The following is a 14,199-nucleotide window of genomic DNA, read 5'->3' as shown; positions in this document are numbered from 1 at the left end:
TTAGCTTCTCTCCCCGCGAATCGACACTGACGGGAACGGATAACGTTCGCCGCGCTCTACCCAGTCCATAAAGTCGGCGCGTGCGCCAGGGAAGTTAATCAGCTTCCAGCCGACCATGCCCTGATTCCCGCCGTGTATAGGATCGCTGAAGAAGCCTTCACGGGTATTCTGCAACAGGAAGCTAAAGAAGACTTTTGCCGGCAGCTGGCTGAATTCAGCACTGCCACTTTCCATCGCCTGCAGTAAGGCATCCTGCTGCTCGCCACTGAGCTGGGCGAACACCTTGCCGTGCTGCTTTTTGCTGTAATTATCGGCATCGGCCAGACCGAGGCGGTAGATCTGCTGTGGCACCAGCGGCAGCTGATAGCCCAGCTCTTTCGGCAGGTCGGGGTTAAACGGCCCCTGCATATACCAGTTCGACCCCGTGGCATACGGCGTATTCATCTGACGATCGATAAACTCAGGCACGCCCGCTTCCAGCGCACCAGGCCCGCGTTCATCACTGGGGATAAGCCGTGCCACGGCGGCGGTAATAAAAGCAAACTCTTCGGCGGTGAACCAATTCGGCTGGTATTCGCGCGCCTGCTGTGGCGTGGCCGGGGTTTCAGCCGCCTGTGTGGCCAGCGGCAGGGAGAGTGCACCCATCGCTGTGGAACCTACCGCCATTGCAGGCGCCAGGGTGATTGTATTCAGCAAAAAATCCCTGCGTGAATGACCCTTTTTTTGTTCTGACATGACATTGCCTCATTCCCGCGCTGACCGGCGGTATGAAAAAAATAGGTGGTTGCGTTGTAATGGTTTTTATCAGCAGATACAGGCCAGGAGCCTGTTTGTTACCGGTAACAAACAACCTATTGTAACACTGCCATTCACAAAGATTTAGTTCCAGGAAACAAAACCGCACAATTTCATTAACATCTATCCCCCTCCTGTCATTAGCAGAAACAACAGACTACAGACAGCGACCCGTCAAAAACGTTATAACAGGCAACACACAACAGCGGAGTGCCTATGTTTAAGTCTTTTTTTCCGCGGCCAGCGCTGTTTTTCAGCTCTGCGGCTGTCTGGAGCTTAGTAGCGATTTTTGCCTGGTTCGGCTTTGCCGCGCATCTGCCCGGCATCTGGCCCACCTTTGAAACAGCAATGAAACAGCCCCTGCCGACGACGGCAGCGCGTTTTATCGCCGTGAGTCAGCTCTGGTTCTACCTCTATTACTGGATCATGGTAGCCATTTTTGCCGGGGCCTGGCGGTTGATTGATGCGCATCCATGGCAACGCTGGTCAGTCTGGGGCTCCGCGCTGATCATCTTTGTTACCTGGTTTGGCGTGCAGGTCGGAGTGGCCATTAACGCCTGGTATGGACCGTTTTATGATCTGATTCAGAAAGCGTTAACCAAAGCGGGATCGGTGCAGATTGCGGAGTTTTACCATGAGGTTTTCTCTTTTCTCGGCATCGCATTAATCGCAGTGGTGATTGGCGTACTTAACTCCTTCTTTATCAGCCACTGGGTTTTCCGCTGGCGTAGCGCCATGAATAACTACTACATGCACAACTGGCAGCGTCTGCGTCATGTCGAAGGTGCCGCACAGCGTGTGCAGGAAGACACCATGCGGTTTGCGACCACGCTGGAAAACTGGGGTGTCAGTTTTATTCAGGCGATTATGACGCTGGTGGCGTTTTTACCGGTGCTGGTCGCGCTCTCCCATCACGTGAAAGATATTCCCATCCTCGGTAATATTCCTTACGCACTGGTGATTGCCGCTGTGCTCTGGTCAGTGTTTGGTACCGGTTTGCTGGCGCTGGTAGGGATCAAGCTGCCGGGGCTGGAGTTCCGCAATCAGCGGGTTGAAGCCGCCTACCGTAAAGAACTGGTCTACGGCGAAGACAATGCCGATCGCGCCACACCGCAGACGGTTCAGGAGTTGTTCAGTCGGGTGCGGGTCAACTACTTCCGTCTCTACTTTCACTATCTCTACTTCAACATCACCCGCATTCTCTATCTGCAGGTTGATAACGTGTTTGGTCTGTTTCTGCTGTTTCCATCCATTGTGGCGGGCACCATCACGCTGGGCTTACTCAACCAGATCACCAACGTGTTTGATCAGGTGCGCGGCTCGTTCCAGTATCTGATCGCCTCCTGGTCGACGCTGATCGAACTGATGTCGATCTATAAGCGTCTGCGCAGCTTTGAGCAGATTCTGGATGATGTTCCGCACGATGAGATGATGCGCGAAGCGTCGGAAGAGGTGTAACGGGCTGGAAAGAGAGAAGCCACGATAATGTGACTTCTCTCTTTTAATCACAGATCAAAAGCTATTCTTTTGCCTGTCGGCAATTTGACATCGATACTTATCTCGCCTCCCAGAGCCGTAACGTAACGCTTCAGCGTAGAAAGGCGGGGATCATTATCAGCCTGTTCCATTCTGGCGATAGTTGGCTGTTTCACACCCATTGCATGCGCCATCTCTGTCTGTGACAGATTAAGTTCTTCGCGCAACATGTGTAGCGCGATAACCTGCCGCATTGCATCGACTTTTTTGGCAATGCGTTCGCGACTCTCCGGACTTTGATTTGCCATCAGCTCTTTTAAATTAGCCATTATCCCCTCCATTCAAATATTTGCGGAATTCAGCATCTGCCAATTTGATCATGTCTTTATAGAATTTCTTTTCCTTAACCCCGGTTTTATCGCCTGCACACAACACAATGCCGCGGCGAGAAGGATCAAAAGCAAAGAAGGCCCGTATCGGTTTGCCTTGATGCTGCACTCTTAATTCTTTCATATTCGGAAAATCAGAGCCGTCTACAGTATCAGCAAACGGCCTCGCTAAATGCGGCCCATACTCAGACAGGATAACTATCGCGGCGAGCATATCCTCCTTCAGTTCCTCAGTCTGAGCCTTAAACCATTCATCAAATCTTTTGGTTGTATCCACATCCCACATCGCAACATCCTTATAGCGAATAAGCTATAAATGATGCTATAGCCTGTTCGCTATAAAGGCAAGTGTCTCGCGGGCCGCCAGGGGAAAAGGATATCCCAGACCTCAAACCGGCTTTGAAAATAAAAAAGCCACTCGTCAGAGTGGCTTTCTCGTTTACAAAGACCGGATGTAAAACAGCTTCAACACAGCAGTGTCCGGGACGTCACGCCTTACAGTGCAATACGCATCACGCTGTCAGGATTTTTTGGCGGCGCCTTACGCGAGCCAGGCTGTTTCACGCTGACATAAAGCACCTTGCCGTCTGCCGAGAGCGCCAGACTGTTAGGCAGCGCCGGGGTTTTCACTGTGCGCTTCACCTTATAGCTGCTTGCATCGATGATGCTGACTTCACCCGCTTTACGATGCGTGACATAAAGCTCATCGCGCTCACCATTAAACAGCACCGCCAGTGATTCCGGCACATCAATCCGCTGAATCACCTGCTGATTACGCAGATCAACCACCAGCACCTGCGCCTGCTTTGAATCCGTCAGGAAGGCACGCTGACCGCGCGTATCCAGCGCGATGTTCAGGAAGAAGTGCTCTTTATCTCCGTCAATCTTCTGCTTTTTCTCAACGGCATTGGTGCGCGCATTGATGGTCACCAGTTCGCCATCACCGTTGGTGACGTAGACCTTCTGCGCGTCTGAATCTACCGCCAGGCCGGTGCCCATTTTACCGGTATTCGGAATGGTGCTGACAAGCTTCAGCGTGCTGCCATCCACCACCCAGACCACGCTTTGCGGTCCCAGCCCGGTGATATAAACCCGGTTAGTTTTAGCATCAACCGCCACCTGACGCGGCTGCAATGGACGCACTGTCTCACTGCGCTTACGGCTATCCAGCACCAGCGTGTTGAGTACTTTGCCGCTGCTGGCATCAATGGCCGTGACCGAGCCGTTAACCGTGTTACCGATATAGAGCACGTTGGTTTGCGGGTTGATCGCCGCGCCGAAAGATTTCAGCTCCGTGTTGATCGACTGCTGTACTGCCAGCGTAGCCGGGTCGAGACGGAAAACTGTGCCGCCGTCACCGCTGCTGTTCTGCGCTGTCGCCACGAACAGCGCGTTATCTTTCGGGCTGACTGCCAGTTCATAGACGCCTTTACCCACGGCCTGATTGAGGTCTTCAGCCTGCACCGCCAGCCATCCTGAGGCAGAGAACAGGGCCGTAGCCAGTAACAGCGGACGCAGGGTCCGGCACGTATTGGTAATCGCTTTCATAACTTCTCCATAGTTAATCCACTGCAAACGCAGTGAAAAGAAAGCCCGACATTGCAACCAGAAACAGCTGACCAGCAGTCAGATGCAGAATTGTTTTTGAGAATAATAATTATTTCGGGGGGAAAGGGACAGGATTATTAGCGGATAAACGCCGCCAGGACGCCCAAAGGCGTCCTGTCAGCACAAGAGGGTAAAACTTAACTTATTTCAGCAGCTCAGCGGTCATGTGAACGCCGTTGTTGGTGTAAGCTTCAGTGATTTTATATGAAGCACCAGCTTCCTGAGCCTGCGCAGCGATTTTCGCTTCAGCACCATCCAGCGTAGAGTCGATGGCGGTCACAGATTGGGCGAAGCTGGCGAATGGCAGAACAGAAAGCGCGATAACAGCTGCAAAAGTTTTGATAGATTTCATGGTCAATTCCTCGGTTAATTTTTATCAGGTAAGGCGTGCTGCCTTGTTGATAGATATATTAGTCCGAAAGTTGATCAGTAAAAAGCGGAGGGTTTTGCTTAACTCGTTCAGTAAAATTGATGATAAAAAGCACATTTCGCACAGTTATCACTCAAAAGGTTAATAATCTACCCCAATTAAAAAAGGCAGCATATATTGCTGCCCTTAGGAATTTAACCGTGATGTCGTACCCGGGTGAAGATGGTCAGCGCGGCCAGCAGCATCAGCACTCCGCTGGCAACAAACACACCGCCTGCGCCGCGCAGGTCAAACATCCAGCCGCCTGCCGCCGCGCCGACAGTAATCGCCAGCTGGATGGTGGCAACCAGTAACCCCCCGCCCGACTCCGCATCATCCGGCACCGCGCGCGAAATCCAGGTTGACCAGCCGGTTGGCATCGAACCAAACGCCATACCCCAGATCGCCACGCCTGCGCCTACCATCCAGCTGACATCGCCAAAGCTCACCAGCAGCAGCGCGGTGACACTCATCAACAGCGCCATGCCACTCAGGGTCAGTGATACGCTGCGGGTGACCAGGAAACCGGCCAGCGAGGTGCCAAAGAAGTTCGCCACACCAAAGGCCAGCAGCACCAGCGACAGCTGATTGAGGTTGAGCTGCGCAACACTTTCCAGAAATGGACGCAGATAGGTAAAGAAGGCGAAGTGACCGGTAAACATCATGATTACCGCCAGCATTCCCCAGCGCATCACACCAATTCGCAGCAGTGCCAGCACCCCGCCGTTGCGGGCTTTGTTCTCTGCTGGCATGGCGGGCAGGGTAAAGAACTGCCACAGCAGCGCCACCGCACCCAGTCCGGCGGTCAGCATAAAGATATTGCGCCAGCCCACCAGTCCGCCTAGATAGCTGCCCAGTGGCGTAGCGATAATCGTCGCCAGCGAGATACCGCTGAAGACGATAGAGAGCGCACGCGGCACCTGATCGGTGGGAACCAGACGCATGGTGATGGCGGTTGAGAGTGTCCAGAAGCCGCCAATGGCCATACCCAGCAGCACCCGCGCCAGCAGGATCACCGTCAGGTCAGCCGCAAACGCCACCATCAGTGCCGAAGCGATCAGCAACAGCGAAAAGACCAGCATGACGATGCGGCGGTCGATGCGCCGCGTGACGCTGCCGGTGACCAGGCTGGTAAACAGCGCCACCAGCGCGGTGATGGTGACGGTCTGTCCCGCCTGACCTTCTGATACGCCCAGGCTGTGGGCCATCGGCGTCAACAGACTCACGGGTAAAAATTCGGCGGTGATGAGGCTGAACACCCCAAATGCCATAGCAAATACCGCGCCCCACGCGGGACGGGTCGGCGAGGAAACCTCATCAGCCACTTCGGTTGTCAGACTCATGCTGCTTCTCCGGAAGATAAAAAAGTGAGTGTGAGCATAGAACGCCGTGTCAGGACGATCTATGATGCTTACACCTTCATTTTTGATAATTCGTCTGGAATCACATGAGCCACTATGGAGATCTGACCAGTGAGCTACTGATGGGGATGCGCCTCTATGGCGTGAACTATCAGCGTATCGCAGTGAGCGCGCCGTTCGGGCTGCGTTATGAGCACGCGCCGGGCCGGGCGCAGTTCCACTTTGTCGGTCGCGGCTCACTGATGGTGCGCAGCGCCTCCGGCGAGGTGTTTCAGCTCAACAGCGGCGATGCGCTGCTGGTGCCGCACGGTAAACCCCACAGCCTGATCTCCAGTGAGGAGGCGAGCTGCCAGTGTATTAAAAACATGGCGAGCAAGCCGCTCTGCGACAGCGTCTGCGCCATTGCAGCACCGGAAGATGCCTGTGATGACGAGCACAGTGTGCTGCTGTTCAGCGCCTGCATGGCGTTTGAGCTCGGCGGTATGCAGCCGCTGATCAATACCATGCCCGATGTGATGCTGGTGAGTACTCTGCTGTCGCAATACCCGGAGATTCAGCCGATTCTGGCGGCGATGGAGCGGGAGTCGCGTACCCGCCAGGCGGGATTCGCCGGAATTCTGTCGCGTCTGGCAGACGTGGTTGCCGCGCTGATTGTGCGCGGCTGGGTAGAGAACGGCTGCGGCGAGCGCAGTGGGCTGGTGCAGGCGATGCGCGATCCACGTCTGAGTCAGGCGATTGCCGCGATGCATCGGGAGCCAGGCGAAAACTGGACGGTGGCGCGGCTGGCCAGCGTGGCAGGTTGTTCGCGCTCAGTGTTTGCCGGACGGTTTCTCAATGCCACCGGCATGACGCCGCTGCGCTATCTGACGGAGTTGCGGATGCGGCTGGCGGTGCAGCGGATTGTGAACAACGGTGAAGCGGTGGAAGCCGTGGCTTATCATCTCGGCTACGGCTCGATTGCGGCATTCAGTCGCGCCTTTAAACGGATTGTCGGTCAGTCACCAGGCGCACTGCGTGCCGGACGCGACGGCACGCAGGCGCTGGCCTCTTAACCGGGCTGCTTAATCTCTTCTCTTAACGAAAGACGCTGATCGCTTCGACCAGACGGTTAGCCTGATGGGTCATGCGACCTGAAGCCTCGGCGCTTTCTGTCACGCGGGCGGCGTTCTGGTGGGTGATATCATCAAGATCTTCCACCGCTGAACTGACTTCGCTGAGCGCGGTCGCCTGTTCGGCCGTGGCGGCGCTGATCTGGGCGATCAGTGCGGTGACATTCTGCACCTGCGACACGATATCCTGCATCGTGCGGCCTGCCGCGCTGGCGTGCTCATTGCCCGAGTTGACCCGGCTGGCGCTGGTTTCAACCAGCATTTTGATTTCGCTCGCGGCTTTGGCGCTGCGCTGCGCCAGGCTGCGCACTTCTCCTGCTACTACCGCAAAGCCTTTGCCCTGCTCACCGGCCCGTGCCGCTTCTACCGCGGCGTTCAGTGCCAGGATATTGGTCTGGAAGGCAATCCCGTCAATGACGCTGGTAATATTGGCAATCCGCTTTGAACTGTCAGCAATTTCGCCCATCATGCCCATCATTTCGGTCATCACCTCGCCGCCTTTACTGGCAGCGTGGCTGGTGCCGGCTGAGAGGGTATTCGCCTCATGTGCAGTTTCAGTGTTGCTCTTCACCGTGGCGGTCATTTCGTTCATGGTGGCCGCAGTCTGCTGCACGTTGGCAGCAGCCTGTTCGGTACGGCGGCTGAGTTCGTTGTTGCTGCGGGCGATGGCGTCGCTGGCGCTCAGCACGTTGATCGCCTGGCCGCTGACATCATCCACCAGCCAGCGGAACATCAAGCCGAGCTGACCGATGGCGCGCAGCGTCACACCCACCTCATCAACGCGGTCCATCTGCTCCACTTTATGGCTGGCACCGGTTGCCACGCTCAGCGCCTGTTTGCACATCCGCTCAATAGGGCGTGAAATCTGCTGCTCCAGCCACAGGCTGCAGAGCAGAAGCAGCGCAGCCATTCCCGCGGCAAAACCTGCCAGTGCCGCTGGCGTCATGCCCAGCGCCCAGACGCCCGCTACCGAGAGGGGCAGTAACGTCAGCAGCGTTGTGCGGATCCGCCAGCGAAGAGGCAGCGTCTTCAGGATTGAGGCAGGACGACGCCAGCCGCTGCGAACCAGCAGGCCTTTGTGAAAACGTCGCCCTCTGGCGCGGCCTTCACGAAAATCCTGATAGAGCACCTCAGTCTGACGCACTTCCTCTGCCGTGGGTTTGGTGCGCACCGACATGTAGCCCTGCACTTTACCGTCGCGGACTACCGGAATGGCGTTGGCCCGCACCCAGTAGTGATCGCCATTTTTACGGCGATTCTTGACCAGTGCCGTCCAGGGCTCACCCTGTTTCAGCGTCGCCCACATGTCGGCAAACGCTTCTGATGGCATATCGGGATGACGCACCATGTTATGTGGCTGGCCGTTGATCTCGTCGGCGGTGAAGCCGCTCGCCTCGATAAACGCGTCGTTAGCGTAGGTGATGTGGCTGTTAAGATCGGTGGTCGACATCAGTGTCGCATTATCGTCGAACAGATATTCACGCTGAGAGACAGGCTGGTTGTTACGCATCAAAAGTCCTTGGAGACCCGACGTCCTGCACGCGACGGTCTGAGTGTCGGCATGAAAACTGTGGGCTGAGAGATAACGATTACCTTTTTTTATGTTTTCGGCATGCTTCTGCCGACTCTTTAGCGTTTAAGTTAAATTAATGGCAATAATAAAGCCGCTTTGTAGCGGCTTTCACATTTTTGGTTGATTATCCATCCGTTAGCCGGACTGGAGAATTCCGGCAGCGGGTCAGCTGAGGTCGACATTACGGGTGCCAAACCACCAGGTAAGCAGGAATCCGCCGATCCAGGCCACCATCAGCCCAGCCAGATAGACCGCCATGCCAGCGAAGATCCCCTGGCTGGAGGTCATCAGTGGCAGCGTGACCAGGCCGGAGGGTCCGAATACCGTGTTCATCCCCACCGGCAAACCCAGCCACGCCACCAGCCCGATAAAGAACCCGCCCAGCGCACCGCCGCCACAGGCGGTGATAAAGGGCTTAAGGCGCGGCAGTGTGACGCCGTAGATCAGTGGTTCACCGACGCCAAGCAGCCCCGGCACGATAGCGCCTTTGATCTGCGCCCGCAGCAGCGCCCCTTTTTCTGCTTTGCACCACAATGCCAGCGATGCGCCGACCTGGCCTGCTCCCGCCATCGCCAGAATCGGGAAGAGCGAGTTAAAACCCTGGGTTTCCATCAGCGCAAAGTAGACAGGAATAAAGCCCTGGTGGATGCCGAACATCACCGCGATCAGGAACAGCCCGGCCAGCAGCGCACAGCCAAAGGGATTGTTATTGAGATGGATAAACAGCCACGACATCCCTTTAAACAGTTCGCCGCCCAGCGGCATGATCAACAGATAGGTGATGGCGCCGGTGATCACCAGCGTAAACAGCGAGGTGAGGATCATATCAAGATTATCGGGAATGATTTTGCGCAGCTGTTTTTCAATCCACGCCCCGATAATCGCCGCCATCAGCACGCCAATAATATTGCCGCGCGGGTCGATCGCCAGGCCAAAGAAGTTTTCCATGCCGCTGTAGTAGCCGGTGGTGGCCGTGGGCACATAGCCAAGCACAAACAGCGAGGCGAGGATTGCGCCATTGACGCCGCTGCCGCCAAACGCTTTCTGCGCGTTGTAGCCAATCAGGATGCTGAGAAAGGTGAACAACCCTTTACCGAAGACTTTCATGTACGCCACGGTATGCAGCAGCCAGGGCGCGTGGTCACCGGGTGCATTGAGGTGGAGACTCTGTTCAATCAGCGTGGCAAATCCCAGCAGCAGCCCCGCGCCGATAAAGCCCGGAATCAGCGGAGTGAAGATGGTGGCGAAGCGCGACAGGAACTGATGCACGCCGCTGGTCTGTTTCGCCTTTAGCTGCTGCTTCTGCTGCGCCGCAAGCAGGCTTAGTTCCGCTGTTTGGCCCTGCGGTGCCAGCGCGGTATCACCCTGAGCCAGCAGGTTCTGCATCCCTTCGGCGGCGGTTTGCGCCTTGCCAGGTCCCAGCACAATCTGTAACTGTGCCTCGCTGTCGATAACGCCTAAGACACCCGGCAGGCTTTTTAACCTTGCCAGATCACTCACTCCAGGCTGATTGAGCGTCAGGCGGAGCCGCGTCATGCAGTGACCACAGGCCGCGATATTTTGCGCGCCACCGACCGCCCGCAGGATGTCGCGCAACAGTGCCTCGGTGATTCTGGCCATTAGCGTGCTCCCGCTGCCTGTAAAGCCTGACGGATAAAGCCCTGATGCTGACTGAGCAGCGCTTTCGCCTCATCGGCAGCCAGGTCAGCCAGTACCATCAGGATGGCGGTTTTGCAGTGTCCGCCACAGGCGGTGAGCGCGGCGCTGGCGGTCGCGTCATCACAGTCAGTGGCCTGCATGACGATGTTAACCTGACGCTGCACCAGTTTTTGATTGGTGGCTTCCACATCGACCATCAGGTTGCCGTACACTTTTCCGCTGCGGATCATCGACCCGGTAGTGAGCATGTTGAGTACCAGTTTTTGCGCCGTGCCCGCTTTCATACGGGAAGACCCGGTGACCACTTCGGGGCCGACCACTGGCGTGAGCGCAATCGCGGCAACCTGCGACATGGCGCTGCCTGGATTACAGGTGAGCGATACAGTGGTTGCGCCAAGTTCGTTCGCGTATGCCAGCGCGCCCAGTACGTAGGGTGTGCGACCGCTGGCGGCGATGCCAACCAGCACATCGTGGCGGCTGAAGTGGATATCTTTCAGATCCTGCGCGCCCTGCTCCCGGTTGTCTTCCGCGTTTTCTACCGCCTGGAGTATGGCGGTATGACCTCCTGCAATCAGGCCGATCACCTGCTCGCGGGGTGTGCCAAAGGTAGGTGGGCATTCGCTGGCATCCAGTATGCCCAGCCGACCGGAGGTGCCTGCGCCGCAATAGATCAGTCGTCCACCGGCCTGGAATGCGGCGCAGATGGCGTCAACGGCGGCGGCAATCTGCGGCACGATGGCCTCTACCGCCAGCGCCACCTTTTTATCTTCATCATTGATGACGTGCAGCATCGCTTCGGTGGAGAGTTCGTCAATATTCTGGCTGGCCGGGTTGCGGCCTTCGGTGATCATCTGGCTGAGGTCGAGTTTCATGGCGGGCTCCGCAAAGGAATAAATTATTCAAATTACTAACTATCATAACGAATGATTAATTCATTGGGTGAGATCTTTTTTCGATGGATGTGGGGTGAGTCATGTTGCGGGGGATCAGGTTGGGTGAGAGATGTTGGGCATTGGGAGCTTAATCGCTCCGCATTCCGGCCTGGGTGCGGTGCATGTGAGAGGAATCGCTGAGAGACCGGTGCAGGTCAGAATAGGTTCACCTGATCGTAAAGACGCATTCGTCATCCATGACGCTCGGCCCACGCGATGGGTTTACGACGACTTTACGCAGTCACTGCTGGTATCCAACTGAACGGAGCACTGTTTTCCCTGCAAAGACCTCGCCTCTCATCCTATGTCACTCATCCAAAAGACAATAAAAACCCACGAATCGCGGGTTAAAAGCGCATCCATTTAATCAATATAAAGTTGTGACGTTCTGCAGCCATATAAAGCAGCCAGCTTCTCAAGCGTTTGTTTTTGAGGTTTCTTTCTCGACTCTAACTTCGACACGCCAGCCTGCGTGATGCCCAGTTTATTCGCCACCTCTTCCTGTGACAGGTGACGATGCAAACGCCAGGCAACATGCAAAGGAACGGATTGCCGTCGGCTGATTTTCATTACATCGTGAGGAATCGTTTCATCATCGTCTGGACCCACTTCATAAGGGACAGACTCAAACACATCATCTAAATGACGTTCAGCCATGAGCTTATTAAACAGCTCTATAGGGATGACAGCACCAGTGCGGTTCCCGCGCTCGTCCGTCAGAAACTGTATAGCATTCATGGGTAATCACTCCTTAGTGGTACGGCAGGCAACACTGTCTGATCGTCTGCCTGTGCTGCGGAACGCTAAACCCGGCTGCACAGAACTTATTGATGACGCACATTGCTCCCACCACACTGCTAGCGCTTTTTGTACGTGGTCGATGTTCTTCTTACGACTTCAAGTATATCTATCACTACTGGCTGACCTTTCTCTATCTTCCAGAGTACGCGGTAGTGACCTACTACCAGCTTCATTCGCTTCTGTTTATCATCAGTCAGCTTTTCGACTTTCAGATGAGGAATATCCGGCCATTTAGCCAGCGCCTCTACAGCATCTTCAATAGCGTTGCCCTCTTTCTGAGGCAGCCCATAAAGCTGTTTTAATGCCTTCTTCGTCCAGTTAATTTCTGGCATCCGTCAACACTCCATGTTGTCAAAGAACACGGTCAACTCACCGCAACGAAATATAACCATAATCAATCATAATGACAATATCACTGTCGTATAACCGTGGATTTTAGTTATAAAATTATAACCTTTTAATTTTCAGTCAACCTGTATATCTGCCATTAAAAATCTCATAAAAAAAAGGCCCAACTTTCGTTGAGCCCATTTTTACGTTAATGCCGTGTTCAGCTTGCGGTCTGTGTCCGCAGCTCCAGCTCATACTCTTTCGCCTTTTCGACGTCGAACTGGTTTTCCCAGCGGGCAATCACCAGCACCGCCAGCGCATTACCAACCACGTTCAGCGCGGTACGCGCCATATCCATGATGCGGTCAACACCGGCGATAAACGCCAGACCTTCCAGAGGAATGCCGACGCTGCCCAGCGTGGCCAGCAGCACCACGAAGGATACGCCTGGCACGCCAGCGATACCTTTCGAGGTCACCATCAGCGTTATTACCAGCACAATCTCGTCGGTCAGCGACAGGTCAATGCCATACAGCTGCGCGATAAAGATTGCCGCGATACTCTGATAAAGCGTTGAACCATCCAGATTAAACGAATAACCGGTCGGCACCACGAAGCTGGTGATCGCTTTTGGCGCGCCGTAGGCTTCCATCTTCTCCATGATACGCGGCAGCACCGTTTCCGAACTGGAAGTGGAGTAAGAGAGAATCAGCTCATCCTTCAGGATACGCATCAGCGTGGTAATCCGCAGCTTACAGAAGCGCGCCACCCCGCCCAGCACCACAAAGGCGAAGAACAGAATTGCCGCGTAAACCAGCAGCACCAGCTTAGCCAGCGGCCAGAGCGAGGCAAAGCCGAAGTTAGCAATCGTCACCGCAATCAGCGCAAACACACCCACCGGGGCATAGCGCATGATCATGTGCGTCACTTTAAACATCGCTTCAGAAATGCCACGGAACAGGTTCACCAGCGGATCGCGCTGTTCTGACGGCAGTGACGACAGGCCTAAACCAAACAGCACCGAGAAAAAGATAATCGGCAGCATGTCGCCCTTCGCCATTGAGGCGAAAATATTCTGCGGGATCAGCGACAGAATGGTGGTGACCAGGCTGTGCGGACCGCCCTGTACCTCTGCCGTTGTCGCTTCATATTTAGAGATGTCCACCGTTGCCAGCGTTGACATATCAATGCCGGTGCCGGGTTGAAATACGTTGGCCAGCGTAATACCGACCACAATGGCAATGGTGGTGATCACTTCAAAGTAGAGAATCGTTTTGACGCCGATGCGTCCCAGCTTCTTTGCATCACCCACGCCAGCGATGCCGACAATCAGGGATGAAATCACAATCGGTACCACAATCATCTTGATAAGATGAATAAAGATATCGCCTGCCGGGCTGAGAATGTTGGTGACTAACCATTCACGATTGTCTGGCTGATTATGCAACACAGCACCCACAACGATGCCAAGCACCAGGGCTGTCAGAATCTGCCAGGCCAGGCTGATTTTAAAACCTTTCATAACGTGTAATTTCCTCAGTCAAAACCCGTTTCTCTCTACTGCGAAGGTGCAGAAGACAATACACACAGGGAGTGAGCAAAAAGCCCGGTAAATTAGAGGGTGTCTTGAAACAGCGCCTCGTATGAGAATCTGATGATTCCCATACCCATTTTCAGACGCGGTCTGAGTTGATACCTGCAGAACAGGGGCGAGATAAGTACCATTTTCACTGTGGTAAATGCAACCCCTGGCGGAT

The 14,199-nt window shown here is 55.0% G+C and carries 14 protein-coding genes; 2 read left to right on the top strand and 12 right to left on the bottom strand.

All coding sequences use genetic code 11. The features are described 5' to 3' along the window. The gene (locus EPG66_RS13530; protein WP_182687218.1) at positions 1-735 is read right to left on the bottom strand and encodes a gluconate 2-dehydrogenase subunit 3 family protein; all 735 of its coding nucleotides are present in this window, start codon (positions 733-735) and stop codon (positions 1-3) included. Between the two features lie 276 nt (positions 736-1,011). Here EPG66_RS13530 and sbmA point away from each other — a divergent pair, with 276 nt between their 5' ends. Continuing rightward, on the top strand, positions 1,012-2,253 hold the full coding sequence (gene sbmA, locus EPG66_RS13525) for a peptide antibiotic transporter SbmA (protein WP_010672044.1): 1,242 nt from the start codon (positions 1,012-1,014) through the stop codon (positions 2,251-2,253). Between the two features lie 47 nt (positions 2,254-2,300). Here the strand turns inward: sbmA and EPG66_RS13520 are convergent, their stop codons facing one another. The 5 genes from EPG66_RS13520 to EPG66_RS13500 form a co-directional block, all read right to left on the bottom strand. Next, on the bottom strand, positions 2,301-2,600 hold the full coding sequence (locus tag EPG66_RS13520) for a helix-turn-helix domain-containing protein (RefSeq protein WP_022625233.1): 300 nt from the start codon (positions 2,598-2,600) through the stop codon (positions 2,301-2,303). Next, on the bottom strand, positions 2,593-2,946 hold the full coding sequence (locus EPG66_RS13515) for a type II toxin-antitoxin system RelE/ParE family toxin (protein WP_033787535.1): 354 nt from the start codon (positions 2,944-2,946) through the stop codon (positions 2,593-2,595). Before EPG66_RS13515 ends, EPG66_RS13520 begins: the two co-directional genes overlap by 8 nt. A gap of 209 nt (positions 2,947-3,155) precedes the next feature. Beyond that, positions 3,156-4,208 carry a 7-bladed beta-propeller protein YncE gene (gene yncE, locus EPG66_RS13510; protein ID WP_182687216.1) on the bottom strand — a complete coding sequence of 351 codons (1,053 nt, stop codon included), beginning with the start codon at positions 4,206-4,208 and terminating at the stop codon, positions 3,156-3,158. Between the two features lie 202 nt (positions 4,209-4,410). Continuing rightward, positions 4,411-4,620, bottom strand: a complete 210-nt coding sequence (locus EPG66_RS13505; RefSeq protein WP_009092571.1) for a YdgH/BhsA/McbA family protein — start codon at positions 4,618-4,620, stop codon at positions 4,411-4,413. A gap of 212 nt (positions 4,621-4,832) precedes the next feature. Then, positions 4,833-6,020 carry an MFS transporter gene (locus EPG66_RS13500; RefSeq protein ID WP_010252123.1) on the bottom strand — a complete coding sequence of 396 codons (1,188 nt, stop codon included), beginning with the start codon at positions 6,018-6,020 and terminating at the stop codon, positions 4,833-4,835. A gap of 104 nt (positions 6,021-6,124) precedes the next feature. Between EPG66_RS13500 and EPG66_RS13495 the strand changes: the two genes are divergently transcribed. Further along, positions 6,125-7,090 carry an AraC family transcriptional regulator gene (locus EPG66_RS13495; protein ID WP_064704971.1) on the top strand — a complete coding sequence of 322 codons (966 nt, stop codon included), beginning with the start codon at positions 6,125-6,127 and terminating at the stop codon, positions 7,088-7,090. A gap of 22 nt (positions 7,091-7,112) precedes the next feature. Here EPG66_RS13495 and EPG66_RS13490 read toward each other — a convergent pair whose 3' ends face one another. From EPG66_RS13490 to gltP, 6 genes are all read right to left on the bottom strand, one after another. Further along, positions 7,113-8,657 (bottom strand): methyl-accepting chemotaxis protein, encoded by a 1,545-nt coding sequence (locus EPG66_RS13490; RefSeq protein ID WP_083070367.1) that lies wholly within the window; start codon positions 8,655-8,657, stop codon positions 7,113-7,115. A 228-nt stretch (positions 8,658-8,885) separates the two neighbouring features. Then, complete coding sequence (gene murP, locus EPG66_RS13485; protein ID WP_182687213.1) at positions 8,886-10,340, bottom strand: PTS N-acetylmuramic acid transporter subunit IIBC; 1,455 nt, start codon at positions 10,338-10,340, stop codon at positions 8,886-8,888. Next, on the bottom strand, positions 10,340-11,251 hold the full coding sequence (gene murQ, locus EPG66_RS13480; RefSeq protein WP_031591757.1) for an N-acetylmuramic acid 6-phosphate etherase: 912 nt from the start codon (positions 11,249-11,251) through the stop codon (positions 10,340-10,342). The genes murP and murQ overlap by 1 nt, the downstream gene beginning before the upstream one ends. A gap of 423 nt (positions 11,252-11,674) precedes the next feature. Further along, the gene (locus EPG66_RS13475) at positions 11,675-12,049 is read right to left on the bottom strand and encodes a helix-turn-helix domain-containing protein (RefSeq protein WP_033780420.1); all 375 of its coding nucleotides are present in this window, start codon (positions 12,047-12,049) and stop codon (positions 11,675-11,677) included. 119 nt (positions 12,050-12,168) lie between these two features. Then, a complete protein-coding gene (locus EPG66_RS13470) occupies positions 12,169-12,444 on the bottom strand; it encodes a type II toxin-antitoxin system RelE family toxin (protein ID WP_010252139.1) in 276 nt (91 codons plus the stop codon). Between the two features lie 218 nt (positions 12,445-12,662). Further along, complete coding sequence (gltP, locus tag EPG66_RS13465) at positions 12,663-13,964, bottom strand: glutamate/aspartate:proton symporter GltP (protein ID WP_010252141.1); 1,302 nt, start codon at positions 13,962-13,964, stop codon at positions 12,663-12,665. Positions 13,965-14,199: the final 235 nt, after the last annotated feature.

The sequence above is a fragment of the Pantoea pleuroti genome (assembly GCF_014156615.1).
In the GTDB taxonomy this organism is placed as follows: Bacteria; Pseudomonadota; Gammaproteobacteria; order Enterobacterales; family Enterobacteriaceae; genus Pantoea; species Pantoea agglomerans.
The sequence above is the reverse complement of the archived record's forward strand: the minus strand, read 5'-3'. Positions and strand labels throughout refer to the sequence as shown.

Bases quoted from the DNA above. Each gene is read 5' to 3' on its own strand.
- EPG66_RS13505 (WP_009092571.1), bottom strand. From the start codon at position 4,620: ATGAAATCTATCAAAACTTTTGCAGCTGTTATCGCGCTTTCTGTTCTG.
- EPG66_RS13500 (WP_010252123.1), bottom strand. From the start codon at position 6,020: ATGAGTCTGACAACCGAAGTGGCTGATGAGGTTTCCTCGCCGACCCGT.
- yncE (WP_182687216.1), bottom strand. From the start codon at position 4,208: ATGAAAGCGATTACCAATACGTGCCGGACCCTGCGTCCGCTGTTACTG.
- EPG66_RS13495 (WP_064704971.1), top strand. From the start codon at position 6,125: ATGAGCCACTATGGAGATCTGACCAGTGAGCTACTGATGGGGATGCGC.
- murQ (WP_031591757.1), bottom strand. From the start codon at position 11,251: ATGAAACTCGACCTCAGCCAGATGATCACCGAAGGCCGCAACCCGGCC.
- murP (WP_182687213.1), bottom strand. From the start codon at position 10,340: ATGGCCAGAATCACCGAGGCACTGTTGCGCGACATCCTGCGGGCGGTC.
- EPG66_RS13470 (WP_010252139.1), bottom strand. From the start codon at position 12,444: ATGCCAGAAATTAACTGGACGAAGAAGGCATTAAAACAGCTTTATGGG.
- EPG66_RS13515 (WP_033787535.1), bottom strand. From the start codon at position 2,946: ATGTGGGATGTGGATACAACCAAAAGATTTGATGAATGGTTTAAGGCT.
- gltP (WP_010252141.1), bottom strand. From the start codon at position 13,964: ATGAAAGGTTTTAAAATCAGCCTGGCCTGGCAGATTCTGACAGCCCTG.
- EPG66_RS13520 (WP_022625233.1), bottom strand. From the start codon at position 2,600: ATGGCTAATTTAAAAGAGCTGATGGCAAATCAAAGTCCGGAGAGTCGC.
- sbmA (WP_010672044.1), top strand. From the start codon at position 1,012: ATGTTTAAGTCTTTTTTTCCGCGGCCAGCGCTGTTTTTCAGCTCTGCG.
- EPG66_RS13530 (WP_182687218.1), bottom strand. From the start codon at position 735: ATGTCAGAACAAAAAAAGGGTCATTCACGCAGGGATTTTTTGCTGAAT.
- EPG66_RS13475 (WP_033780420.1), bottom strand. From the start codon at position 12,049: ATGAATGCTATACAGTTTCTGACGGACGAGCGCGGGAACCGCACTGGT.
- EPG66_RS13490 (WP_083070367.1), bottom strand. From the start codon at position 8,657: ATGCGTAACAACCAGCCTGTCTCTCAGCGTGAATATCTGTTCGACGAT.